Source organism: Paraglaciecola polaris LMG 21857 (genome assembly GCF_000315055.1).
GTDB classification, from domain to species: Bacteria; Pseudomonadota; Gammaproteobacteria; order Enterobacterales; family Alteromonadaceae; genus Paraglaciecola; species Paraglaciecola polaris.
This window is the reverse complement of sequence record NZ_BAER01000095.1, coordinates 1-25,464: the sequence shown is the minus strand read 5'-3', so window position 1 is coordinate 25,464 and position 25,464 is coordinate 1. Positions and strand designations below refer to the sequence as shown.

The 25,464-nt window shown below is 44.3% G+C and carries 17 protein-coding genes; 10 read left to right on the top strand and 7 right to left on the bottom strand.

All coding sequences use genetic code 11. The features are described from left to right. Positions 1-5: 5 nt before the first annotated feature. From GPLA_RS15725 to GPLA_RS15710, 4 genes are all read right to left on the bottom strand, one after another. Positions 6-1,703 carry a cupin domain-containing protein gene (locus tag GPLA_RS15725; protein WP_007105931.1) on the bottom strand — a complete coding sequence of 566 codons (1,698 nt, stop codon included), beginning with the start codon at positions 1,701-1,703 and terminating at the stop codon, positions 6-8. An 86-nt stretch (positions 1,704-1,789) separates the two neighbouring features. Then, positions 1,790-4,198, bottom strand: a complete 2,409-nt coding sequence (locus tag GPLA_RS15720) for a TonB-dependent siderophore receptor (protein ID WP_007105930.1) — start codon at positions 4,196-4,198, stop codon at positions 1,790-1,792. A 312-nt stretch (positions 4,199-4,510) separates the two neighbouring features. Next, positions 4,511-5,902 (bottom strand): 8-oxoguanine deaminase, encoded by a 1,392-nt coding sequence (locus tag GPLA_RS15715; protein ID WP_007105929.1) that lies wholly within the window; start codon positions 5,900-5,902, stop codon positions 4,511-4,513. 55 nt (positions 5,903-5,957) lie between these two features. Then, positions 5,958-7,400 carry a uracil-xanthine permease family protein gene (locus tag GPLA_RS15710; RefSeq protein ID WP_007105928.1) on the bottom strand — a complete coding sequence of 481 codons (1,443 nt, stop codon included), beginning with the start codon at positions 7,398-7,400 and terminating at the stop codon, positions 5,958-5,960. Positions 7,401-7,789: 389 nt separating this feature from the next. Here GPLA_RS15710 and GPLA_RS15705 point away from each other — a divergent pair, with 389 nt between their 5' ends. From GPLA_RS15705 to GPLA_RS15695, 3 genes are all read left to right on the top strand, one after another. Next, on the top strand, positions 7,790-8,632 hold the full coding sequence (locus tag GPLA_RS15705) for a sulfurtransferase (protein ID WP_007105927.1): 843 nt from the start codon (positions 7,790-7,792) through the stop codon (positions 8,630-8,632). 129 nt (positions 8,633-8,761) lie between these two features. Next, positions 8,762-9,463 (top strand): SIMPL domain-containing protein, encoded by a 702-nt coding sequence (locus GPLA_RS15700; RefSeq protein ID WP_007105926.1) that lies wholly within the window; start codon positions 8,762-8,764, stop codon positions 9,461-9,463. 262 nt (positions 9,464-9,725) lie between these two features. Beyond that, complete coding sequence (locus tag GPLA_RS15695; protein ID WP_007105925.1) at positions 9,726-10,178, top strand: hypothetical protein; 453 nt, start codon at positions 9,726-9,728, stop codon at positions 10,176-10,178. 18 nt (positions 10,179-10,196) lie between these two features. Here GPLA_RS15695 and GPLA_RS15690 read toward each other — a convergent pair whose 3' ends face one another. Next, the gene (locus GPLA_RS15690; protein ID WP_007105924.1) at positions 10,197-10,883 is read right to left on the bottom strand and encodes a cytochrome b/b6 domain-containing protein; all 687 of its coding nucleotides are present in this window, start codon (positions 10,881-10,883) and stop codon (positions 10,197-10,199) included. A gap of 412 nt (positions 10,884-11,295) precedes the next feature. Between GPLA_RS15690 and putA the strand changes: the two genes are divergently transcribed. The 6 genes from putA (at position 11,296) to greA (ending at position 21,879) form a co-directional block, all read left to right on the top strand. Beyond that, on the top strand, positions 11,296-15,069 hold the full coding sequence (gene putA / locus GPLA_RS15685) for a bifunctional proline dehydrogenase/L-glutamate gamma-semialdehyde dehydrogenase PutA (RefSeq protein WP_007105923.1): 3,774 nt from the start codon (positions 11,296-11,298) through the stop codon (positions 15,067-15,069). Positions 15,070-15,245: 176 nt separating this feature from the next. After that, positions 15,246-15,719: a winged helix-turn-helix transcriptional regulator gene (locus tag GPLA_RS15680; protein ID WP_007105922.1), complete on the top strand. Its 474-nt coding sequence runs from the start codon at positions 15,246-15,248 to the stop codon at positions 15,717-15,719. 88 nt (positions 15,720-15,807) lie between these two features. Beyond that, complete coding sequence (gene dapB, locus GPLA_RS15675) at positions 15,808-16,611, top strand: 4-hydroxy-tetrahydrodipicolinate reductase (RefSeq protein ID WP_007105921.1); 804 nt, start codon at positions 15,808-15,810, stop codon at positions 16,609-16,611. Between the two features lie 290 nt (positions 16,612-16,901). Next, positions 16,902-18,047, top strand: a complete 1,146-nt coding sequence (gene carA, locus GPLA_RS15670) for a glutamine-hydrolyzing carbamoyl-phosphate synthase small subunit (protein WP_007105920.1) — start codon at positions 16,902-16,904, stop codon at positions 18,045-18,047. Positions 18,048-18,084: 37 nt separating this feature from the next. Continuing rightward, positions 18,085-21,303 carry a carbamoyl-phosphate synthase large subunit gene (carB, locus tag GPLA_RS15665; protein WP_007105919.1) on the top strand — a complete coding sequence of 1,073 codons (3,219 nt, stop codon included), beginning with the start codon at positions 18,085-18,087 and terminating at the stop codon, positions 21,301-21,303. A 99-nt stretch (positions 21,304-21,402) separates the two neighbouring features. Then, the gene (gene greA, locus GPLA_RS15660) at positions 21,403-21,879 is read left to right on the top strand and encodes a transcription elongation factor GreA (RefSeq protein WP_040515047.1); all 477 of its coding nucleotides are present in this window, start codon (positions 21,403-21,405) and stop codon (positions 21,877-21,879) included. 153 nt (positions 21,880-22,032) lie between these two features. Here greA and GPLA_RS15655 read toward each other — a convergent pair whose 3' ends face one another. Beyond that, positions 22,033-22,593 (bottom strand): type 1 glutamine amidotransferase domain-containing protein, encoded by a 561-nt coding sequence (locus tag GPLA_RS15655; protein WP_007105917.1) that lies wholly within the window; start codon positions 22,591-22,593, stop codon positions 22,033-22,035. Between the two features lie 658 nt (positions 22,594-23,251). On the opposite strand from GPLA_RS15655, the gene GPLA_RS15650 reads away from it, so the two are divergent. Beyond that, on the top strand, positions 23,252-24,178 hold the full coding sequence (locus tag GPLA_RS15650; RefSeq protein ID WP_007105916.1) for a DMT family transporter: 927 nt from the start codon (positions 23,252-23,254) through the stop codon (positions 24,176-24,178). 14 nt (positions 24,179-24,192) lie between these two features. Here the strand turns inward: GPLA_RS15650 and lnt are convergent. Further along, positions 24,193-25,464, bottom strand: a 1,272-nt coding sequence (lnt, locus tag GPLA_RS15645; protein WP_040515045.1) for an apolipoprotein N-acyltransferase, incomplete at its 5' end; no start/stop codon positions are given.

Here is a 25,464-nt window from a genome sequence, read left to right as displayed (position 1 = left end):
CCCGCTTAGCGGGTCAGCTTTTTGATTAAATCACTGTACTGTGGATAGCTACTGACAAGTTCAGTTTGTTTACCGAGTTGCATGTCTTCGTATTCAAAGCCTGGGGCGACTGCTTCGCCGATAAGGCCGTAACCGTAATCGCCGGTAGTGGATATTTTCGATGCTTTCCATGTACCGCCTTTGACCACCATTTGCATTTCATGGCCTTGTGTGGGGTCAGGTCCTAGAACGTGTGTTTCAAGGGTTCCGTCCTGATTTAATAGATAGTAGGTAATGGGATCGCCCACATGAAAGTAATGCATGATATCTGAGCGGTTCATATGAAAATGGCCGATGGGCGACTTAGCGCTGAGTAGATAATAAATGGAGGTCATGTTCACTCTATCCCCATTTTCAGTGTGCAGCACAGGGCGGTGATCTGCTTTAAAGGTTTGACGATAGAAACCGCCTTCCACGTGACCGGATAATTTGAGTGATTTAATGAGCTCTTCTGCACTCAGTTTCGCATCGACTGGGGCGGCTGATGGTGTCATTAATTCATGCAAAGTGTCTTCGTCCGGCGTGACCTTTTCGGCTTCGTAGGGTAGGGCATCTTTATACTGGGGCCAGTTAGCAATAATGTTGTTCACGACCACACTGCCCACACTATAAGCAGACTCAAGGGCGGATTGCATACCTGCGTAGCCATTTTCGCCACTTTCCATGGCTAAATTATCGGCGGCGGTTAGGCTATCAGGCTGCATGGCGTAATTACTGGCGGCGCGTAATACCATAAAACGCGACTTATCGGCCTTTTTGGCGTTGTCTAGGTAGATCATTGATTGATAGCTGCCGGTATCTTCCATGCCTGACGTGACAAAGTTGGCTTGGCCATTAGTCCAGTAGTCACTCCAGTCGTTGGCCCATTGGTTGAGCAATTTGCCATGCCAGAACGTAGCTGCAGCCATATGATCGCCGATTAATACAAAAGGGCGTTTTCGGGCATTGGGGTAGTTAAGGTATTTTTCACGTAATTCATACATGGCTGGGTAATCACTGAGTGCGGTATCTTTGCTCAGTTCATAAGCCCATTTTGTTAACTGAGTATTAAGTTGATAGGCTTCGCCATTAAGCGCTTGCACCGTCTCTTTTGTACCTTGGGTAGGTTTAACACTGAACAATGGAAAGTAACCGCTTTTCCAGTCTTTTGGTATTTCACGTGCATCAATTTCATGGGCTAAGTCACCATCGACTAACCAATTTGCCCAAACCGCCGAGCCTATTGATGCATCTTGTGGATCAACGCCTGCAATCCCTGCCACCAACCAGTAGGCATGGGTTAAATCAAAGCGCGGGTCTAAACCCAGGGCCATAATGGCTGCTGCGGCTTTTGCCGTGCCCATGCCTGTTACTATACCCATCACACCGGTATCTTCGTTTACATAGATATCATGGTGAGACATGGGAAATGCATAACGGGTATTCAGGTTTTGGCCTTCTTTCCACATTTGAAATTCACCTGGTTTGTCATCGTCGTCTTCACCGATTTCAAACATGGTGACCACCACTACTTTTATTTCGAGTGGGGTTGATGGCACGTTAGTCGCTTGCGAGCCTCTGACTGGATCAGACGCTGAGGGAGTGCTTTGACAAGCACTGATAAAAAAACTTATTAAGATAACTGCACTGATTGGCAGCCAAGATTTAGGGAGTGTTGAAAGCATAATAAAAACCGTCATATAAAAAAACAGGCATGCTATTTAGCATACCCGTCAGTTGGAATAAATCACTTATTAAAAATCAAATGTGATTAGAATTTATAGGATACCGACGCTTGATAATGACGTGGTAGCTCTGGTAATACAATCTGTGCCCCAAACAAATCAGGGAAGTTGGCACGGTAATACTCTTCGTCTGTTAAGTTTTTAATGTTAAAGCTTGCTGACCATGTATCGGTTGTATATGACACACCTGCATTGACCAAGGTGTAAGCAGGGAGTTGAACCGACTGGGAGAAACTAGAATAAGTTTCGTCCGCTCGCACTATACTGGCATTAGCTGCGTATCCGTTTAAGAAGTCGTAGGTGGCGTTAAACGTATAAATGTTTTCAGGAATACCCGCCTTACGTGCATCGTCTTTCGTTGCGCCTTCAGGCAGCAGGGTTAACCCTATTGGGTTACCACCGAAGATCAATGATGGGTCGGTTAAGCTAGTTAAATCTTCAGCCCCTAGGAAACCAAACTGGCTGCCTTCATTTAATGCCGTTAAGTTATATACGTTTAAGTGGGTGTAACCCGCGCCTAAAACAAGTTGGTCTGTCGCTACCCAGCGTAATTCAAATTCAACACCTTCATTTTGTGTTGTTGAGTTGGTGACGATGGCTTGAGCACTAAAATCCGTACGTTTTTGTTCGTAAACAGATAAAGCGAAGTACAGACTGTCGTCAAGGAAGGAACCTTTTATCCCGTACTCAAATAATTCAGATGTATCAAACGCACCGTCTCTAAGTTGGTCTACCCCAATTTCTGCACCTTGGCCAGCGACAATGGTTGCTTGCTCGGCGGCCGTGATATATGGGATCAAACCAAATTCTGTTTTATAGGAAATACTGGTATTCCATGATGTGCCGCTTTCCGTTTTACTTTCGGTAATGACATCACCTTTGACTAACAATAAATCACCTCGACTGGTTGTTTCAATATCGATAGTGTCGTAGCGCAAGCCTAAAACAATGTTCAAACCCCAATCCCAGGTTAAATCAGTTAGAGCAGCAATACCGTAATCAGTGTAATTGCCCTTATCATAGTTATCGAAATTATCACCAGTACGCGTAGATAACTCTCGTCTGTCTAAAGAACTTGATGCCATCGTTAAATCACGACGGTTAAAGTATTCATAGTTGAAATCATCACCGTGTAAAAAGTTAGTGTGACGAATCGATGGCGACACTTGAAATTGCGCTAACAACGAATTGCTTTCATATTCTGTAGAAAATATTAATTTGTTTTCAAATACCGAGCTGTCGTGAAACTGCGCGAAACCATAGGCGTTTTCATTTAAGTTGTCATAGTCTTCATAGAAAAACTGGTTCTTTAGTTCCCAACCGCTATCACTATAATAAATGGCATCAAAATAAAGTGTTTGAACGGTATTTTGTAGAACGTCATCAGCCGCTACCAGCACTTGGTTGCGGCCCAATGTGGTGGTACCGACGTTTTCTAACTGCATCAAATCAGTGGCTTCATCATCAGTAAACCCCGGCGCAAAAGGATAGAAAAAACTATTACCTGCTAAGTTCACCGCACCATATTCAGCATGCGAGATAGCGCCGCTTCCATCTGTATCAATATTTTTCGCCGTACCGGTAATATAGGTACCATTATCAATTAAATCTTGGGTTAAACGGTTCCAACCAGCTACTTGGTTACCATCGTAATCATGATACATACCACCAAATTCAAAGCGTAAATTATCGGTTACATCAATATTAAAAGAACCCTGCAAAACCGTTTGATCCGTTCCGGAGTTTTGGTAATAACTACCTGAATTTTCAACTTCACCGTACAGGTAGAAACCTGCTTCTTTACCGGCAAGTGTTGCGGGGCCGCCAATTTCGGCCGTCATGACGCTTTTATCCCATGACCCTAATGTGTATGAAAACTGACCTTCATTCTGTTCAAGGTATTGACCACCACTTGCGCGAGCAGATTTAGGATTGAAGTTTAAGTAACCGCCAATTTTAGCGGGACCGTAAATAGGAGATGCCGGGCCGCGTACTATATCAATGCGGCTCGATGCGCCAATTGGCGTAGGGTAGTTACCGGGATTATCTAAGCGTTTAACCCCGCGAAAATAGGTTTCGCCGGGCGTACCACGTACGTCTAATGAGCCTGCTACACCGAAAAATGATTGGGTAAACGTACCTGGTGAAAACGCCACTAAGTCATCAATATCGGTTACTGCAAATCGTTCAAGCATTTCATCGCTGATTGTTGATGCTGAGCGTGGCGTTTCTAAAATTGACTTGCCAAACCCAAATACCGCCTCAACGCCTTGGCCTGGCAAACTGCCAAGTGATCCCGTTACTTCAATTCGCTCCACTGCCGCGGTTTCTTCACTGACGGTCTCTTGCGCCAATATCGTGGGTGATAGCGTCATGGCTAGCCCTAATAGAACAGCATTACTCAAGGTTGAGCTTTTAAATAAGGGATGTTTCATCAGTATTCCTCTAACTATAATTCTTATGTGTATTAATGAGTGGTGTTTTATGGTGTTACTGATGAGGTAAAAGCATGAACGATGCCAAGGACTTGTCCAAATGGTCAAGAAATATTAAATCTTTTAAGGTATTGATTTTTAGTTATAAAATTTAACTTTGAGAGGGACCTTATGGTTGTGCATAGCCGTTTGTGTGAATTACATTTTTAGCGCGCACCAAAATGATTCGAAAAACCCGCAATTGCACCGTTACTGTACTTAGGCCTAGTGACGCTGAAGAGTAATTAATTTCACAAAGCCGACAGAGTTAGCCTAAATTGCCGAAGATTGCAGCTTTTTTGCCAGTTTTTGGTGTTCTATAGCTAGGGCATTATCGTCAATTGCATAATGCTTTGCATCTTCGATAACCCATTTACCCGCGATCATTAATTTGTCTACTGTGTGTGCACCGCACGTTACCAATGCTGCAACTGGATCGCCAGCGCCAGAAAAACGCAAAGCATTTAAGTCAAACACAGCTAGGTCAGCCTGTTTGTCAACTGCAATCTCGCCTATGTCATGTCTATTGAGTAAGGAAGCAGAGCCTGTTGTAGCCAGCCCTAATGCATATTCTGCAGTAATGTCACTGGCACCATAGCGCAAGCGTTGCTGCAGGAGAGATTGACGTACTTCTTGAGCCATATTCGAACAATCGTTTGATGCAGAGCCATCGACCCCTAGCCCAACTCTGCACCCGGCGTTTACCAAGTCGAGTGTTGGGCAAATGCCTGATGCCAATAACATATTAGAAGTTGGACAGTGTGCAATACCGACTTTGGCGTTTCCTAAGCGCCCAATTTCCTCTGGCGTAAAGTGAATACCGTGTGCTAACCAAGTACGATCATTTAACCAACCACATTGCTCCAAATAATCTAATGGACGGGCACCATATATACGCTGACAAAATGCATTTTCATCTTCAGTTTCAGCGAGATGTGTATGTAATAGCACGTCGTTTTTTTCCGCTAATCGCGCGGTTTGCAGCATTAGTTCTTTGGACACGGAAAAGGGAGAGCAGGGGGCTAACGCAATTTGCAGCATGGGGTTGGCATGACTACCTGTTGACTGGTGATAAGCATCAATGACTCGTTGAGAGTCTGCCAATATAGAGTCCTCACTTTGTATCACTGAATCGGGTGGTAACCCGCCTTTACTTTGACCCAGGCTCATGGAGCCCCGCGTGAGAACTGCACGACAGTTTAGCTCGGCGATGGCTTGCACTTGCACATCGATCGCATGATGCAAGCGCGTAGGAAACACATAGTGATGGTCTCCGATAGTGGTGCACCCTGACATCATCAATTCGAGCCCAGCTAGTTTGGTTGCGCTGTAAAGCATTTCTTCGTCTAGGTTTTTCCAAACCTTATAAAGAAAGGTTAACCAAGGGAGTAATGGTTTGTTTAACGCCCCAGGAACACAACGAGTAAGGGTTTGGTAGAAATGATGATGGGTATTGATCATGCCGGGCATAATCACTTTGCCTGTACAGTTTTCTATCGCATCAAAGGGTAATGTTGGGGATTCACCACTTTTCACTAGCTCGATGATTTGGCTATTCTGTACCAATAGGCCATTGCCGGCTTGCTGGGCATTACCGGTAAAAACGCCCTCTGGAGACTTGAGCCAGAGAGTCGGGGCCGCTTTTTTGTGTGGGGACGATTGCATGCTTGTTCGCTCTTAAATGATGATAGTTATGTGATGTTCATGATTCATTTGTGCGTCAGTCTTTACTTGGGATAATTTTTCTATTTGTCGTGGACGGTACTGGGCTGTGGTCGCCATATTGATAGGCATGTGCAGTGCTTTGCTTGATAACTGTGGTCGTGTTTTGTTCAGGAATAATAATACTCATAATGATGGCGCAAAAACCTGCGGTTGTTACCGAGGAGGATAAAATGTTGCTGGCCAATTGTGGTAATTGCGCCAGCGCATCGGGCACCATCATAACGCCTAGCCCTAAACCTAATGACGTCGCGATGATTAAGCTTTTTCGTCTGTCGATTGGTTCGCTGGTGAGTATTTTAACGCCGGCAACGGCAATTGTGGCAAACATGACTAGGGTTGCTCCGCCCAAAACCGGTTTGGGCATTAATTGCAGCACACTGCCAATAATAGGGAATAAACCGAGTAACACTAAGAAGCCAGCAATATAAAAACCGACGTGACGGCTTGCCACTCCAGTCATTTGAATGACTGCATTGTTTTGACCAAAAGTGGTGTTTGGAAAGCTATTAAACATGGCTGCCAACATGGAGTTGATGCCGTCAGCTAATATCCCGCCCTTTATGCGTTTGATATAAATAGGGCCTTTAATCGGTTCTTTACAAAACAGACTGTTGGCGGTTAAATCGCCGGATGTTTCGATAGCACTTAAAAAATAAACCAATGCAATGGGGATAAATAACTCCCAGTCAAACGCTACGCCGTATTTGAAAGGCTGAGGAAAGCTGATTAGTGGTAGAGACACCATATTATCGAACGTCAGTATGCCTTGCCACCACGCAATGAAGCAGCCGACAAACATGCCACAAAATATGGCACTTAGTCGAAGCATTGGATACCTAGATGCATTTAACGCGATCACTGTAATGAGCACACTTAAGCCTAAAATTAAATTGTGCGGGGCACCAAAGTCAGTCGCATTAAATCCACCAGAAAGATCTGTCATGCCAACCTTGATCAATGTTATCCCTATGGTTGTGATTACAATACCCGTCGTTAATGGCGTGATAACGGCTTTGAGATGTTGAATAAACTGGCTTAGTATAATCTCGACGAAGGCTCCAAAAAAACATAGGCCAAACATTAAAGCCATAATTTCATCATTGCTGCCGCCTCTACTTTTTATAGCGGTACCTGCGACTAATAACGCGCTGATAAAGGTAAAGCTAGTGCCTTGCACTGCAATGAGACCACAGCCGATAGGGCCGAATTTTTTGGCTTGAATGAAGGTTGATACTCCTGAGGTCATCAATGCCATGCTAATTAAATAGGGGATCTCAGCCTGCAAGCCAAGCACCGAGCCAATAATTAAGGTTGGGGTAATGATACCAATAAAGCAGGCCATAATATGTTGCAGCGCCGCCGTTATACTGTGACTCACGGATGGCACGTCTGTGAGTGAATACAGTATTTCACCATTTTGAGGACGGGATTTAAGCATAATTACGCCTATTAAAGTTAAGTGAGAAAAAGGAAAAGAGCCGCTGCTGGGCAGTAAACCGATAAAGGTAATAATGCCGACAAGCTCGCTCTTGCTACAATAATCTATATGGGAAAAAGTTGGATTATATAAAATAGAAAGCAATTATTTGACCAAATGGTCAATTGCTTTCTTGTTATCAAGTTATTGATTTTAAATGATAAATTTTTAATTTTTTAAAGCGGATATAGTAAGGGATATTCAAATGCACTCATCTAGTGCGCATGTGGACTATTTTGCATCATTTATGTTTTCATTCTAGGTGTGACTGCCGAAGGGTAGAAAATACGCACGGATAACAAATTGATGAAATTCGTCATTATTTGTTTGCTACAACCTTGGAGTACAGTATGCAAATCAGCAGCGCGCTCGTTAGCGCAAATTGGCTCAGCGAGCATTTACAAGATGAAAACCTAATGGTTTTTATGAGCACAATGGATGATATCGCCAGTGGTAAACCGGAAGCCACTCCGGCGGGTTACATACCCAATGCACAGCTGTTCGACTTTGAACATAAAATTTGTGATACCCAAAGTGGGTTACCACATAGCATGCCTAGCCCAGCCGTATTCCAACGTGAAGTTAGAAAATTGGGCGTGAATCAGGACAGTGTGATCGTTATCTATGACAACCAAGGTTTATTCAGCGCGCCTCGTGTGTGGTGGATGTTCAAATACATGGGGCACAAGCGAGTTTATGTCTTAAATGGGGGTTACCCAGCTTGGCAAGATGGCGCTTTGAAAACTACATCTAGTCTATCAAAAGCAACCTTGCCGGGAGATTTTGTCAGCGAGCCTCAAGCTGACTTGTTAGTCGATGCTGGACAGGTTTTAGCTGGGCTTAATGCAACGGATAGACGGGTCATTGATGCGCGCTCTGCTGACCGTTTTTATGCAAAGGTTGCAGAGCCTAGGCCTCATTTACGTGCTGGGCATATGCCGAACGCAGTAAATCTGCCATTTAATCAATGTATTGATAATGGTCGCTTGGCAGATGTTCACACATTACGCAGCAAATTTAACCTGTTAGGGGTAAATCATCAGCACAGACTGATTTTTAGTTGTGGCTCAGGGGTGACAGCCTGTGTGCTGGCGCTAGCAGCCCATGAAGCGGGTTATAATCACCTAAGTGTTTACGATGGATCATGGAGTGAATGGGGGGCAGGTAATACCTTGCCTGTAGTGGCTGAATAAAACATCACAGATATTTTGCCTTTAAGCCTAGGTATTGGGTTGATTCAGTCTCAATTCATTCAGACGAGTCAATACTGTGTCGCTTGAAAGGTAAGGTAATCGAAATTAATCATATTGTAAGGACGTAAAATGAAAAAAATAATCGCTATTGTGACTTTGCTAAGTGCCAGTGCTGCATTAACGTTTAGCACCACAAGCCTAGCAAAAAATGCTGAGACGGTTAATCAAATCAGCGTCAGTGGGCAGGCAAATGTGGCTAGCGTTCCTGATTTATTTGAATTCAGTGTTTATGTGCAAGAGCAGGGGGAGCGGGTTCAAGACTTGAACAGTGTGGTGTCTGATAAGACCCAAACGATTGTTAGCAGTGTGTTAGCCTTTGGTGTTGACAAAAAGGATGTGCAATCGATGCGCGTCCAGTTGAGTCCTTGGTTTGAACATAGTAATAATGCTCGAGTGCAAAAAGGTTTTCAGCTGTCACGGGAAATCAAATTTACCTTACGTGATATTAAACTTTATGATCAGGTGATTGATGCGGTATTAAGTACTGGCGCTAGTCGCATTGAGGGCTTCAATTATATAGTTGAGGATGCCCAACCACAGTATTTAGCCGCTCTTGAGCTCGCCCTTAAAGATGCAAAATTACGCGCATCGCGTATGGCGCAAACCTTGGGTGCAAAATTAGGCAAAGTTATTTCAATCAACGAAAATAGCGGTTATTCGCCTATACCTCGGGGACGAGAAGTGATGATGATGAGTAAAGCCAGTGATTCACTTCCCGGGCAAATTAACACGGGTGCTCAGGTCAATGTAGTATTTGAGCTAGTTGAATAGATAAGTCGGACGCAATATTACAGCGGTTTTCCTTTGATGAATGATAACCGCACATTCCGATGACTAATGTAAGGTGGGGGCATGATCCCGCCACGTTTTTGTTAATGTCACTTCCCCCATTCTAACGCTTTCCTTAGCTGTTTTGGCTCGTTCATAGTCAGCTCAGGCTTGCGCTGTAAATCTTACCTATTTATTAGTTGAACACAGTTAATCGCTTTTCCGGTCTGAACATTAACAATTGTTGATAGACGAAGGACTAGCGATGAATATTGACACAAAAAGTTTTTCCCAAAGCTTTGCAGAACAACTGCGACGAAATTTGGTGGCGTTGATTAGTTTAAGTGTCGCGGTAACGAGTTTAAGCTATGCAACGTGGCGAAATGAGGTCACTGAATTTAATCGTAATCAACGCCATGGGGGATTTGAGGTACTTATAAAACTTAATGAACTGCAGTTAGTCGTATTTCATAATCGTTATGATCAAACCTTACAGGACAAGGGTAATCCACGCCTAGGTTGGGCCTATGTATTAACCATTCAAGATTTAGCCCAGGTATTACAAGCGCCAATGCCGGATAAAAGTGCAGCCTTGGTGCAGGTGTGGAGTGACAATTGGCAAAGCATCGGTGACGAGCAAAGTAGTGTGGACGCAATTCTTAACCAAATCGAAGTGATGCGTGCAGAGACACTCTCTATGCTGCGCGAACTAAGCTAACCCTAATGCACAATATGTTTAATAATAGTAATCAAGCTCAATTTCTGGAACGGCAATCACAACTAACCAATACATAAAAATAAATATGATCAGTGCTAACACGATGGCCAGTGGCCATCTTGAGGATGATATGCCGCTCTTTGATTGCACATTTTTATGACCATGAAACATAGCACCGATTAACGGCTTTTTAAGAAGAAATTGATAACTTGTTATTGCCAATACATGAAGCGCAATGATAACTAGTAGAACATCGAACATTTTGTGATGTAACCATTGCATAGTGCCCTGCAATTCTGAAGATATCGCCGGATAATAAGGGCCGTTAAACAAGACGTCATCTGTGGTAAATAAGCCGCTTACTGCTTGTGTTCCGACGACTATTAGAATGGCTGGCACAATTAACGCACCCAATGGATTATGCCCAGTATAAGTGGGCTGGTGCCGGCTAAATAATGATTGCCCGTATTGCCAAATGGCCTTAGGCCCGCGCAAAAAGTCATTGAAGCGGGCGTGTTTAGGTCCAACAAATCCCCATAATAAACGAAAAATCATTAATCCTAACAGCGTATAGCCAAACACAGCGTGGTAGTCCATATAGCCTTCTAAGACTTCAGCGGTGAGCCATTGAGCAAAAATCAAACTAACTAGTGCCCAATGAAAAATACGTAAAGGGAGGTCCCAGACCAATGTTCGTTTCTGCATACTGTATGAAGCCTATAAAATGAAAAATAGTATGCAGAATATTGTCACTGGACGCGGGATTAAACTCAAGGAGTAATCTCATTAACATTTTGTGTTTAACGATATTTTCCGCATCTGATTGACCCGTTGAGGCTGTTTGCTTGCCAAGCAATTTGCATTTTTACAAGGTAAATTCACTACCTGTCGCCCACCTCGCCAGTTGAAAAAACCGACAAGTGACGCCATAGCATTATGAATTGGCAATTTTTATGCCGTATAAAGTAACTCATTCTCTATTTTGACAATTAGAATGTGCGCCAAACTATCGTGACTTTCAGCCTGAAAAGTTTAGTTGCATACAATGGCGTAAATATAAGTAAGCATTCAATGTTTGGACGAGTTTATCCCTTTTTTTTAACGACAGAGAGTTTCTATGTTGCACGTTAACTTACAATCCATACGTCATGCGATTCGCACCAAGACTTACTTAGCGGAAGCACAAAGTGTTGAGTATATGCTTAGCACAAATCCACTGGGTGAAGAAGATCGACAAAAAGTGCATGCCAGCGCTCTGTCTTTTGTTGAGCGATGCCGTGCTAATCCGGATAAACAAAGCTTATTCGACGCATTTTTACAGGAATATAGCTTGTCGAGTCATGAAGGCGTAGTGTTAATGTGCCTGGCCGAGGCACTGCTTAGGGTGCCTGACACCGATACCATTGACCATCTTATCGCAGAAGAAATTCATTTAGGTCAATGGCGAAAGCACATAGGTAACTCCAATGAATTATTGGTTAATGCCGCCAGTGTCGGTTTGTCCTTAAGCAATAAGATTTTAGGAAATAAACAATCTAACGATGATGCCCCTAACGGTTGGTTCCATAAACTGATCCAACGTTTAGGTGAGCCAGTGGTGCGCGGTGCCACTTTGCAAGCCATGAAATTGATGGGGCAGCAATATGTGTTGGGTACAGATATCAAAGAAGCCACTGAGCGCGGTCGAGAAATTAATGCTCCCGGGACGCGTTTTTCCTTCGATATGTTGGGTGAAGCCGCCAGAACATATGAAGATGCAGCGAAATTTCATGATGCCTATTTGTCGGCGATACGTTCAATTGGCAATGATAATAACCACAGTGATGTCAATGCAGCTGATGGGATTTCAGTCAAATTGAGTGCCCTTCATCCACGCTACGAATTCAGCCAGCACCAGCGAGTCATTGACGAATTGTTACCCAGCGTGCTGGCGCTGGCTGTGGAAGCCAAGAAATTTAACATTGGTTTGACTATTGATGCAGAAGAAGCCGCGCGCTTAGATATCGAACTCGATGTATTTGAAGGATTGGCTTTCGCACCTGAATTAGCGGGTTGGGATGGCCTTGGGTTCGTGCTTCAAGCCTATCAAAAACGTGCCTTGTCAGTCGTGGATTGGTTAGTTGAATTAGCTAAATCCAGTGAGCGAAAATTGAAGGTTCGCTTAGTTAAGGGGGCATATTGGGATGCAGAAATTAAACATGCCCAAGAAATGGGCGTCGCAGAATTTCCGGTATTTACGCGCAAAGCTCATACGGATTTAAGTTATCAGGTGTGTGCGGGGAAATTACTCGATAACAGAGATGTTATTTACCCACAATTCGCCACGCACAATGCGTACACCGTTGCCTTGATCATGCAAATGGCGGGAACCGATACCAGCACTTTCGAGTTTCAGCGTTTACACGGTATGGGTGATTTACTATACAGACAGATAAGGGAAAGTACAGGTGCTGTATGGCCACTTAGGGTTTACGCCCCAGTGGGCGTGCATCGTGACCTATTGCCGTATTTGGTCCGCCGCTTGCTTGAAAATGGCGCAAACGGTTCATTTATAAATCAGTTCTTGGACGAAGACGTCGCCGCTGCCGATCTTGTACAAAACGTGGAATCGACGATCAGTAAAGCCCAGGGCAAGCGCAATACTCAGATCCCATTAGCGCTAGACATATTCAATGCATTTGGTGAAAAGCGGGATAATTCCCGAGGTATCGATTTAGATGATCCCTTGGCGTTTGATATCGTTTCCCAAAAGGTCAGTGAGTTTGCACCGGAGAAATGGCGCGCTGGTCCAATTATTAACGGCGAGATGCGTACCGATAATGCTCATGGATGCTATTCACCTGCTGATACATCAAAACTGATAGGCCATTGCAGTCATGCTACCGCTGAGGATGTCGCCGCAGCGATGAACTCTGCAGCTGATGCTTACCCAGATTGGCAGGCGACTACCTGCGAGCAACGGGCGCTTATTTTAGATGCAGTCGCTGATTTACTGGAAGCCCAAACAGAAGAACTCACGACGCTGATTAGCTTTGAGGGGGGTAGAACATTAAATGACGGTATATCCGAAGTTCGCGAAGCGGTAGATTTTTGTCGCTATTATGCGTTGCAGATCCGTTACTTGACGTCCGATAGCCCTACTCAGGTTAAATTGGCTCAGGGCCAAGGAGTGTTTGTATGTATCAGTCCTTGGAACTTCCCTTTAGCCATTTTTGTCGGTCAGGTTGTCGCCGCTTTAGTCACAGGTAATACTGTGGTGGCTAAACCAGCGGAACAATCACCGTTAATTGCAGCTCAAGCGATAAAGCTTATGCATAAAGCGGGTGTGCCTCACAACGTATTGCACCTTTTAACGGGCTCCGGCCGGGAGCTAGGGCCGCTGCTAATGGCCGATAAGCGTGTGGCTGGTGTCGCATTTACCGGTTCAAATGCGACGGCACAAAGTATCCAAGGCGACCTAATCAAGCGTGGTACCGAACTTCCTCCCTTCATCGCTGAAACCGGCGGACAAAACGTCATGTTAGTAGACTCAACCGCCTTACCTGAGCAAGTGATCGATGATGTGATCCAGTCGGCATTTTTAAGTGCAGGCCAGCGGTGTTCGGCGTTACGTGTGTTATATATTCAACAAGATATTGCAGATGACTTGCTGAATATGCTCAAAGGGGCCTTGGACACCTTGCAAATTGGTCGTCCTTGGAAACTCAGCACAGATATCGGTCCTGTTATTGATGATAAAGCGCTGGTCACGCTCAATGAGCATTGCGAAAAAATGACCAAACAAGCGACATTAGTGGCGAAAGCGAAAGTCCCTGAAGTCGATGTCGAAGGTTATTACATGCGACCGCATGTGTTTGAAATCGAGCATATTAATGAATTAGATAAAGAAGTTTTTGGTCCTGTTTTACACGTTATTCGCTACCGGGCTCAGGATTTAGATCGGGTGTTAGACGATATCAACAACACAGGTTATGGCCTAACGCTGGGCGTTCACAGTCGACTCAACGAATTTGCTGATAAAGTGTTCCGCAATACGCATGTGGGCAATACCTATATCAACCGCAATATGGTGGGGGCTGTGGTGGGCGTTAATCCGTTTGGAGGTCAGGGCTTGTCCGGCACAGGGTTCAAGGCTGGCGGCCCGCATTATTTATTACGCTTTACCAAGTTGTGGGCAGCAGAGCAAGTGTTAGGTGAGTTGCCAGAGATTGGTAGCCTGAGTCAAGAAACTAAAATGAGTCTGAGAGTCGCGAAGGCAGGGCAGGTTGACTGGCAATCCACTCCCGTCAACCAACGTATAACGTTATTGGAAAATGCCTTTGCTGGCGCGCAAAATTTACCGGCGTTTAGCAATTTATCAGTCGATGTACTAAAACAAGCAACCCATATGTTCTCTCAGGCCAGACATGATTTTGGTACCTCCACTGAATTGCCAGGCCCTACAGGTGAGACCAACGAGCTATCATTGCACCCACGAGGGATATTCTTAGCTGTGTTAAAAGAGGGTGAGGAAACAGAAAACTTGTTACAAACTCTTGGGGCATTGTTGGCAGGGAACAGTCTGTTATTGGTCAATAATGGGGCGAAGAGAGCCAGTGAGACAGTGCTTTACCAAGCCTTAGAAAGCTTCATTCCCGTTGCGTGTTTGCAATGTATTGATGACTCACAACAATTGCATGGCGTGTTAATTGACAATGCGTTGGCCGGAGTGACCGGCAGTAACACTGATGGGCTGATTTGGGCACTCGGTTTGCGTAAGGGGGCAATTATTCCTTTTGTGGGTAAGCTGTCTGCCGATTTCAGTTTGCTGCGCTTTGCCTGTGAAAAAACTAAAACGGATAACGTCGTAGCGACAGGCGGAAATGCAATGCTGCTTAACCTAAAAGAATAGTATTATGCCCAGGTTCTCAGGCTGTAGCTCATCAACGCAGTACTTATCACTAGTTAAATAGTGATAATGCTGCTTAAATTAAGCCTTTTGGGTAATTTACCTGACACTAATTCTGTCTATGATTAGCATGAAGAAAACAAAAAACGATAAAATCGTGTTACTACAAGGCAATAAAGATGAAAAAAGGGCAAGATACGCTAGACCGCACAGACTTAAAAATTCTCGATATTCTTCAACGTGAGTGCAGAATATCGAATGTCGAATTAGCCAATCAAATTCATTTAAGCCCGACTCCTTGCCTAGAGCGAGTTCGTCGCTTAGAAAAAAATGGCTATATTGAAAAATACGTCGCTCATTTAAACCCGAAAAAACTAAAAGCAAATTTAACCGCCTATGTTCAATTGTCACTGGCCAGCACGAGTACGGAAGCGGTGAAAGAGTTCAACCAACAGATCAGTGAAATTGACGAAATTGTCGAATGTGCCATGGTGGCCGGTCAATTTGATTACTTGATCAAAATACGCACAGAGAACATGGATGAATACTGTAAATTTTTGGGCTCAACATTAGCTGCTATTAAAGGTGTGACGCAAACCCACACTTACGTTGTGATGGAAGAAGTCAAATCTACTCATTTGATTCAATTATAAGAAATGATGGATTGACCTGTTTGTATGGCTGAAAGCCTGATGCAAATCAGGCACAATAGCGTCACTGATCATTTGACGTACATACAGCATGAATAAAATTGCAATTTTTGGGGCCAACGGCCGAATGGGACGCGTGTTAATCGACGCGTTAGATCAAGCGCAAGACGCCATATTAAGTGCGGCTTATGTCAGAGCATCTTCATCTATGATGGGGGTTGATATAGGTGAATTAGCTGGCATTGGTCAACGGGGACTTAATGTCTCTGACGCGATAACCGCCGACCTTTCTTTACCCGATGTCCTCATTGACTTTACCCTTCCTGACGCCCTTGAGGCGAACCTCGCATTGTGTGTGAAGCACAAAAAGCCTGTAGTAATAGGTACTACAGGTCTTAATAAAGCGCAAAAAGAAGCCCTAAACAATGCCAGTCAGCATATACCTATAGTGTTTGCAGCGAATTACAGTGTAGGCGTAAATCTCTTATTGAACTTAGCCAGACAAACGGCCCGCGTAATGGGCGACACCGCAGACATTGAAATTATTGAGGGTCATCATCGCTTTAAAAAAGATGCGCCTTCGGGTACGGCAGTTGCGATAGGTGAAACCATCGCCGACGAGTTAGGGCGTGACTTGGCGACTTGTGCTGTATATGGCCGCGAAGGCGACACAGGTGAGCGAAATCAAAAAACGATTGGCTTCGCTACCATACGTGCAGGAGACATAGTAGGAGAACACACGGTTTTGTTTGCGGATATTGGTGAGCGTCTGGAGTTAACTCATAAAGCGTCTAGTCGACTAACGTTTGCCAACGGTGCAGTTAAAGCCGCAACATGGCTCAAAGATAAGCCCGCTGGATTGTATGATATGCAGGATGTATTGGGTCTCGCATAATCGAGCATCCCACAATTACGGGTAAGTAGGGGTTTTAACCCTTAATGGGGTAAATATGCGTGAAAGCGGTATTTTAACAAATTTTCTAATTGGGAATAGACCTTAAACGGGCTTTCATGTATATTATTGCGAATTTGCCAAATTTTAGTGGGGTTTTTATTATCTCACGGAATTAATAGCTGCAAATACGGTTAAGCGGGATGTAATTCAAATAGTTACAGCCCGTTTTTTATAGGTTTTTGCACATTGCCCGTGCAAACGCCTTAGGTTAACTATATTCGGAGGTTGACTTGGCTAATTCCGCCCTTTTAGTGCTAGAAGATGGGTCTGTTTTCAATGGCACGGCTATCGGAGCGACTGGTATGTCTGTTGGGGAAGTGGTGTTTAACACCTCAATGACAGGTTATCAGGAAATTCTTACTGATCCCTCTTACGCAGAACAAATTGTAACTTTAACCTATCCCCATATTGGTAACACCGGTATCAATAGTGAAGATTGTGAATCCACTAAGGTATGGGCCAAAGGCCTCATTATCCGAGATTTACCCCTTCTTGCGAGTAGTTTTCGTAGCGAACAATCTCTTTCTGAATACCTACGTTCAAATAACATTCTCGGTATCGCAGATATCGATACCAGACGCTTAACACGTATATTACGTGATAAAGGCGCCCAAAACGGCTGCATTATTGCCGTTGAAGCAGGTTCAGAACTGCCCCTAGATCAGCAGCTCGCGCTAGATAATGCCAAGGCATTTTCTGGTTTGAAAGGGCTAGATTTGGCAAAGGAAGTGACGACTGATAGCGCATACAGTTGGACTGATGGCTCATGGACTCTGGGTCAGGGTTTTAATAAAAATCAGACCGATTTACCGTTTCATGTGGTTGCCTACGATTTTGGCGCTAAGCATAATATTTTACGCATGTTAGTGGACCGAGGCTGTCGTTTAACCGTCGTTCCGGCAAAAACCAGCGCACAAGAGGTGTTGGCGCTTAATCCTGATGGTGTGTTTTTGTCAAATGGTCCTGGGGATCCAGAACCGTGTGATTACGCGGTCACAGCCATAAAAACCTTACTTGATAAAGATCTTCCTATTTTTGGTATCTGTTTAGGGCACCAATTACTTGCATTAGCGAGCGGCGCTAAAACGGTAAAAATGAAGTTTGGTCACCACGGCGCAAACCACCCAGTGAAAGACATACTTGGTAATCGCGTGATGATAACTAGTCAAAACCACGGTTTTGCAGTTGATGAACAATCCATGCCAGATAATTTAGATATCACACATGTATCCTTGTTCGACCAATCATTACAGGGGATCCATCGTAATGATAAGCCTGCGTTTAGCTTCCAGGGACACCCTGAAGCAAGCCCTGGCCCTCATGATGCGGCCCCGTTGTTTGATCATTTTATTGAATTGATGCAAGCAACACGCTAGACGATCCTTAAGCCCAAAATTTAGAGTAACAAGCACAATGCCAAAACGTACCGACATAAAAAGTATCTTAATTATTGGTGCTGGACCGATCGTCATCGGCCAGGCCTGTGAATTCGACTATTCTGGTGCGCAGGCGTGTAAAGCACTGCGTGAAGAAGGTTACCGAGTTATTTTGGTTAACTCGAACCCTGCGACGATAATGACCGACCCTGAAATGGCTGATGCGACCTATATCGAGCCAATTCATTGGGAAGTGGTTAAAAAGATTATTGAAAAAGAACGTCCTGACGCTATTTTGCCAACCATGGGTGGGCAAACTGCACTGAACTGCGCTTTAGATTTAAATAAGCACGGTGTGTTAGCAGAGTTTGGCGTGGAAATGATTGGCGCCACTGCCGACGCCATCGATAAAGCGGAAGACCGCGAGCGTTTCGATAAAGCGATGAAATCGATTGGTTTAGAGTGTCCTCGTGCCGAGATTGCCCATACGTTAGAAGAAGCGTTTGATGTGTCAACACGTATTGGTTTTCCCTGTATTATTCGCCCCTCGTTTACCATGGGTGGAAGTGGTGGTGGTATCGCGTATAACGTCGAAGAGTTCGAAGAAATCTGTCGCCGAGGCCTCGATTTATCTCCCACCTCGGAGCTGCTAATCGATGAGTCGTTAATCGGTTGGAAAGAGTATGAGATGGAAGTCGTACGTGATAAAGCAGATAACTGTATTATCGTATGTACCATCGAAAATATCGACGCTATGGGTGTGCATACGGGTGATTCCATCACAGTGGCACCTGCACAGACGTTGACTGATAAAGAATTTCAAATAATGCGTAATGCTGCCATGGCGGTACTGCGTGAAATAGGTGTTGAAACGGGTGGTTCGAACGTCCAGTTCGGCGTCGATCCTGATAGCGGTCGTTTGGTGATTATAGAGATGAACCCACGGGTTTCTCGCTCATCAGCGTTGGCATCAAAAGCCACTGGTTTTCCTATTGCAAAGGTAGCTGCTAAGTTAGCAATTGGTTATACCCTTGATGAGTTAGCAAACGATATCACGGGCGGTTTAACCCCAGCGTCGTTCGAACCTGCTATCGATTATGTGGTAACGAAAATTCCGCGTTTTAACTTTGAAAAATTCGCAGGAGCTAATGACCGTTTAACCACGCAAATGAAATCAGTGGGTGAGGTCATGGCGATAGGCCGTAACCAACAAGAATCACTGCAAAAAGCCCTTCGTGGTTTAGAAGTCGGCGTTAACGGGTTTGATTCGATCATTGACTATACCGACCCTGAAAATAAAGCCACTATTTTACGTGAGTTGCGCGAACCCGGTGCTGAGCGGATTTGGTACGTAGCCGATGCAATGCGTATGGGGATGGATATCGAAGAGATTTTCACCCTTACCAATATTGACCGTTGGTATTTAGTACAAATTGAGGATCTGGTAAACGAAGAGAAAAACATTATTGAAATTGGTTTGTCTGGTATCGACGCTGCATTAATGACTCGCCTGAAACGTAAAGGCTTCTCTGACGCGCGTATCGCTGACTTAACTGGCGTTGACCAAGGTGACGTGCGCGAAATTCGCCGTGGCTTTGATATTCATCCCGTGTACAAACGTGTTGATACGTGCGCCGCAGAATTTGCCTCTAGTACGGCTTACATGTATTCAACATACGATGAAGAATGTGAGGCGAACCCCACTGATAAAGACAAAATCATGGTCATAGGCGGCGGGCCTAACCGTATTGGTCAGGGTATTGAGTTTGATTACTGTTGTGTACACGCGGCACTTGCCATGCGTGAAGACGGTTATGAGACCATCATGGTGAACTGTAATCCTGAAACGGTTTCTACCGACTATGACACCTCAGATCGTCTGTACTTCGAGTCAGTCACACTAGAAGACGTGCTCGAAATCGTGCGTATAGAGAAACCTGTTGGCGTGATTGTACAATACGGTGGACAAACGCCTCTTAAACTTGCACGTGATTTAGAAGCGGCTGGGGTGCCGATTATTGGTACGTCACCTGATGCTATCGATAAAGCAGAAGACCGTGAACGTTTCCAGAAGATGGTTAATAAGTTAAACCTTAAGCAACCAGCGAACGCGACGGTTAGTAATCTTGAAGAAGCGATGGTTGCTGCAGAAAAAATTGGTTTTCCATTGGTTGTTCGTCCTTCTTATGTTCTTGGTGGTCGTGCGATGGAAATCGTATATGACCTAAAAGATTTAAAACGCTATTTAAATAATGCGGTGAAAGTGTCTAACGACTCCCCAGTATTATTAGACCGTTTCTTAGATGACGCGATTGAAGTAGATGTTGATGCAATCTGTGACGGTAAAGAAGTCATGATTGGCGGCATTATGGAGCATATTGAGCAGGCCGGTGTTCACTCTGGTGATTCAGCTTGTTCATTGCCACCTTATTCGCTTAGCAAAGAAATCCAAGACGTAATGCGAGAGCAGGTTAAAGCCATGGCATTAGAATTGGGTGTTATTGGTTTAATGAACACACAATTTGCGGTGAAAGACGGCGAAGTATATTTGATTGAAGTGAACCCTCGCGCTGCGCGTACTGTGCCATTTGTGTCTAAAGCCACGGGATTACCTATTGCTAAAATTGGTGCACGCGCCATGGCTGGCCAATCTCTTGCGTCTCAAGGGTTGAGCAAAGAAGTGATACCACCGTTTTACAGCGTAAAAGAAGTGGTATTACCGTTTGCTAAATTCCAAGGTGTTGATCCGTTACTTGGCCCTGAAATGCGCTCTACCGGTGAAGTCATGGGCGTCGGCGATACTTTCGTTGAAGCATATGCGAAAGCTAATCTCGGTGCTGGCGAACCTATTCCTGCCGGCGGTAAAGCCTTGTTGTCTGTTCGCTTAAACGATAAAAATCGTATTATCGAATTAGGCCGAGCTATGGTGGCTAAAGGCTTCAGTCTTGAGGCGACCCGAGGAACGGCTGAGGTGCTTAATAATGCCGACGTACCTTGCTCAATCGTCAATAAGTTGTCTGAAGGACGTCCGAATATCGTCGATGCGATTAAAAACGGTGAATATTGTTATATTATTAACACCACCGAAGGTCGACAAGCGATCAATGATTCAGTGTATATTCGTCGGGAAGCCTTGTTGAACAAGATCCCGTACACCACCACTATGAATGCTGCTTTTGCTACGGTAAATGCGAACAAAGCTGATGACCGAGCACGAGTAAATTCGTTACAAGAACTGCATAAACGATTAGTTTAATTGTTTAAAAGTCTGTGCTGGGCATTGAAATTTTGCGCCCAGCACATATTTTGTATCTATATGAAACAACAAACAGAAATAAAAGCGAGCTATTGATCAATGACTCAATATCCAATGACGGCAAAAGGCGCAGAAATGCTGCGCGTAGAGCTGCAGCATTTAAAGTCGGTAAAACGTCCTGAAATCATCAAATCTATTGCTGAGGCCCGTGAACACGGTGATTTGAAAGAAAACGCCGAGTATCACGCCGCCCGTGAGCAGCAAAGTTTTTGTGAAGGCCGAATTCAAGATATCGAAGGAAAACTATCTAATATACAGATTATTGATGTGACCAAAATGACCAACACAGGTAAAGTCATTTTTGGTGTCACAGTGACGATTTTGAACTTAAATAGTAATGAAGAAATTACCTATAAAATCGTTGGTGATGATGAGGCCGATATCAAAAATAACTTGATTTCAGTCAGTTCACCTATAGCTCGTGGCCTAATCGGTAAGAGTATGGATGATGTTGCCACTATTCAAACGCCTAAAGGCGCGGTTGAATTTGAAATTATTGAAGTGCAATACATCTGATAATTTTCAAGTATTGTGTTGCCATTCGATATAGATAAAAGCGTGCATTTGCACGTTTTTTTTGTGTGTATTTATGCGTAATATATTAGAGTGTTCAGTCCCAATCAAACAACCACTTTCGTTCAATCCACTGAACAATAGTACACTATCGGCTTAATGCACTCTTGGCTTAGTCAGTTGTTGGATCACCTGCTGATTTAATGCAGCAAGATTGTGTGAACTACGACTGGTGTAAAGACCTTTGTCGACGACCAAATCTCGATCTACCACTTTTGCCCCAGCATTGCGTAATCGGTTGAGTACGGTAGGAAAGGACGCCACAAGTCGATTTTTGAGTACATCGGCTTCTAGCAACAACCAAGTGCCTTGATTAATCGCGACCACGGGTTTGAGTTCGGCGTCGGTAAAGAATCCTTTTACGAAACGGATGGCATCTTTATCTTGCAACAGGGCATCCGGATTAAACAGCCCACCCGGTAAAATTAGCGCATCGTAATCGTCAGCAGATACTTTAGAAACGACTCGGTCTACATCCACCTCTATACCCCATTTGCTGCCGTTCCAACCTATAATAGTGCCGGGCTCCAACGAAATGATATGTACGTCGACACCTGCACTGACGAGTGCATCTCGCGTTTCGATGAGCTCACATTGTTCGAATCCATCCTTGGCTAATATCGCGGCTGTTTTGTTGTTTGATAATGTGGTTAACATGCGTTGTTCCTTCTAATTGCATTGGCGTTTATTTTGACGTAACAGCAGTTAAAGACGGCAAATACACTTAAGGTCTAATAAGCAATTATTAAACCAAAATATATATATGTGAATGTTTTTTAACGACAGACCGTTACCTGTTGATTATTAGAAGTAAAATAATAATTACACATAAATTAGACCGAGTGTTAGTCGATTAGGTTGCAGAGAATACCGGAAAATAATGTAAATTTAGTCGCAGAATACAGGCATTTTTGTCACAAAGATTTACAGCAAAAAACACCTTGGGTAGATAAGTTTACCCTAAGCCTCGTTTTTAAGTATTTTACATTGTGCAATTAGTTTACCGGTTTGACTTGGGCCGACCTAATCCCCATTTTTTTTGCTAAAATGGCATAACTTAAAAGTCTGGTACTAATTTATGGTTAACGTAATTGACCCTAAATAGCGATCTGTGTTGACGATCAATTCTGTTCGAAATGCCCCTGAATTTTATGTGCAACAGTCTTTTTCTCCTAACAAGAATCAGTTTATATGCGTTTAGCGCTTGGGTGTCTTCAGAATGTATTTGCCCAAGCTGTTTATTTTTGGCTAACTATTTATGCTACTGTGCGCGGCTTCAGTAACATGCATTTTATCATTGGGAACAAAAACGACCATGCGCAGTGCAGTTTTATATGTGGTGACCGTGTTGATTTGGGGTTCAACTTGGTTAGCCATCGAGTTTCAACTTGGCGACGTTGCAGCGCAAGTTTCTTTAGTGTATCGCTTCGGTATTGCAGCAATATTGATGTGGGCATACTGCTTATTTAGGCGTATGGATATGCAATTTCCTTGGTCGGACCATGGGTTCTTCATTCTCTTAGCTGTGTGTAATTTTGGCTTGAATTATCTCATCTTGTATTGGGCGCAAAATTATTTAACCTCAGCTATGGCGTCAATCGCATTTTCTACCTTGTTGTTGATGAACATTATCAATACTCGGTTGTTTTTTGGTCGTGCTATCGCAAAACGTATATACGTAGGGGCAGGGTTAGGTGTTATCGGATTAGGTGCGCTTTTTTGGCATGATATTAAGGATCTCGATTTCGCTAGTGACGCTATGCTTGGCTTGGGGTTAGCGCTCGGAGGAACTTTTATCGCCTCTTTGGGCAATATGGCCAGTGTGCGTAATTCCGCACGCAAGATAGGGGTAATGCAAGGTAACGCCTGGGGAATGTTATATGGCACATTAGCGCTGACTGCTGTTGTGCTGCTAAGTGACGCCCAGTTTAGCTTTTCAACGAAACCGAGTTATGTGTTGTCTTTGTTATACCTTTCACTGTTTGGGACGGTGATCGCGTTTGCTTGTTACTTTTTACTGCTGCGGGATATCGGCCCAGAAAAGGCCAGCTATTCTATCGTGCTTTTCCCTGTGGTAGCCGTTGTACTCAGCACGTTTTATGAAGGTTTTGTGTGGCATAACAATACCGTTCTTGGCTTTGTCTTAGTTATCGTGGGTAATGCTATCGTACTGACGCCAATGGCAAAAATTCGCCACTGGCTTGCTCTTCGTAAATTACAACGAGGGTCTCATTCCCGCTAAAGTGCCGAGCATAATTATTTAGCTCGATGTAATCGAATGGCGATGAGAAATCCGAGCACGGTCAACAACCAAGCCGCGACATTTCCTAAATAACGGTAAGGGGTAGTACCACTTACCCTTTGTATCTCATCACTTAACACCGAAGTTTCAAACTGAGGTAAACGACTTTGTATCACGCCGTTGGCGTCGATGAATGCGGTGATACCGTTATTTGTTGAACGCAGCACAGGGAGGCCAAATTCTTTAGCCCGTACTTGGGCAATTTCCAGGTGTTGCGCAGGTCCATGGGAATGACCAAACCAGGCGTCGTTACTTACGGTAATGATAAAATCTGTATCGGCATATAGATTTTGTTGAATTTGGCTGGGAAAGACAATTTCAAAACACAGAGCCGGGGCAAAATGATAGCCATTTGCCAACAGGTTGGCTTGTTGATAATCCCCCCGGGTAAAAGACGACATAGGTAAATCGAAGATTGGCGCTATACCACGCAACCAGTCTTCTAAAGGGATATATTCACCTATGGGTAACAAGTGATGTTTGTCGAAACGATTTGCTTGAGGATACCGGTAATGTCCTTGCTTATCGCTTTGTTCGCTTAAGCCTAACCCTATAATACTGTTGTAGGCTTGACGCGTTTCAAAGTTATAGTTAACAATGCCCGTCAGCAGGCCTGTATTATGCGCCGCGGCTTCCTTATCTAATTGTGTCAAATAATCTACGGCGATGGGTTCGAGCTGAGGAATGGCGGCTTCTGGCCAGATGATAACTTGATTATCCCAATGGGCTTGTGTTAACTCCAGGTACTTTTTCATGGTGGGCCAATCTTGCTCCGGCGCCCAACGAATATCTTGCGCGATATTGCCCTGAACCATAGCTATTTTGACGGGCTCACCGCTGGGGTGAACCCAGCTATGGGTATTTAGTACCCAACCGCTTAAATATAGCAAAACGCTTAGTGCAATGGGCGCGATGTAACGTTTGTGCATCAACCAGACAGCACATGCAGCACAAAGCGCCATCAGCAGTGCACTTACACCAAATTCCCCGATAACGGGCATCCAGCCTGATAGCGGGCTGTTCATTTGGCTGTAACCAATGGACAGCCAAGGAAACCCTGTTAGCACAGTGCCTCGTGCCCACTCACACACTAGCCACACAAACGGCAGGGCAAGACCCCATACATGTGGCGTAAAATACCGTTTGGCAAGTTTGCTAAACAACATGGGATAAAGGGCTAAATAGCTGCACAGCAACAGCATTAAACCGAGGGAGCCAATGAGGGG

Excerpts from the sequence above, each read along its gene's own strand:
- GPLA_RS15725 (WP_007105931.1), bottom strand. The coding sequence starts at position 1,703 with ATGCTTTCAACACTCCCTAAATCTTGGCTGCCAATCAGTGCAGTTATC.
- GPLA_RS15720 (WP_007105930.1), bottom strand. The coding sequence starts at position 4,198 with ATGAAACATCCCTTATTTAAAAGCTCAACCTTGAGTAATGCTGTTCTA.
- GPLA_RS15715 (WP_007105929.1), bottom strand. The coding sequence starts at position 5,902 with ATGCAATCGTCCCCACACAAAAAAGCGGCCCCGACTCTCTGGCTCAAG.
- GPLA_RS15710 (WP_007105928.1), bottom strand. The coding sequence starts at position 7,400 with ATGCTTAAATCCCGTCCTCAAAATGGTGAAATACTGTATTCACTCACA.
- GPLA_RS15705 (WP_007105927.1), top strand. The coding sequence starts at position 7,790 with ATGCAAATCAGCAGCGCGCTCGTTAGCGCAAATTGGCTCAGCGAGCAT.
- GPLA_RS15700 (WP_007105926.1), top strand. The coding sequence starts at position 8,762 with ATGAAAAAAATAATCGCTATTGTGACTTTGCTAAGTGCCAGTGCTGCA.
- GPLA_RS15695 (WP_007105925.1), top strand. The coding sequence starts at position 9,726 with ATGAATATTGACACAAAAAGTTTTTCCCAAAGCTTTGCAGAACAACTG.
- GPLA_RS15690 (WP_007105924.1), bottom strand. The coding sequence starts at position 10,883 with ATGCAGAAACGAACATTGGTCTGGGACCTCCCTTTACGTATTTTTCAT.
- putA (WP_007105923.1), top strand. The coding sequence starts at position 11,296 with ATGTTGCACGTTAACTTACAATCCATACGTCATGCGATTCGCACCAAG.
- GPLA_RS15680 (WP_007105922.1), top strand. The coding sequence starts at position 15,246 with ATGAAAAAAGGGCAAGATACGCTAGACCGCACAGACTTAAAAATTCTC.
- dapB (WP_007105921.1), top strand. The coding sequence starts at position 15,808 with ATGAATAAAATTGCAATTTTTGGGGCCAACGGCCGAATGGGACGCGTG.
- carB (WP_007105919.1), top strand. The coding sequence starts at position 18,085 with ATGCCAAAACGTACCGACATAAAAAGTATCTTAATTATTGGTGCTGGA.
- greA (WP_040515047.1), top strand. The coding sequence starts at position 21,403 with ATGACTCAATATCCAATGACGGCAAAAGGCGCAGAAATGCTGCGCGTA.
- GPLA_RS15655 (WP_007105917.1), bottom strand. The coding sequence starts at position 22,593 with ATGTTAACCACATTATCAAACAACAAAACAGCCGCGATATTAGCCAAG.
- GPLA_RS15650 (WP_007105916.1), top strand. The coding sequence starts at position 23,252 with ATGCGCAGTGCAGTTTTATATGTGGTGACCGTGTTGATTTGGGGTTCA.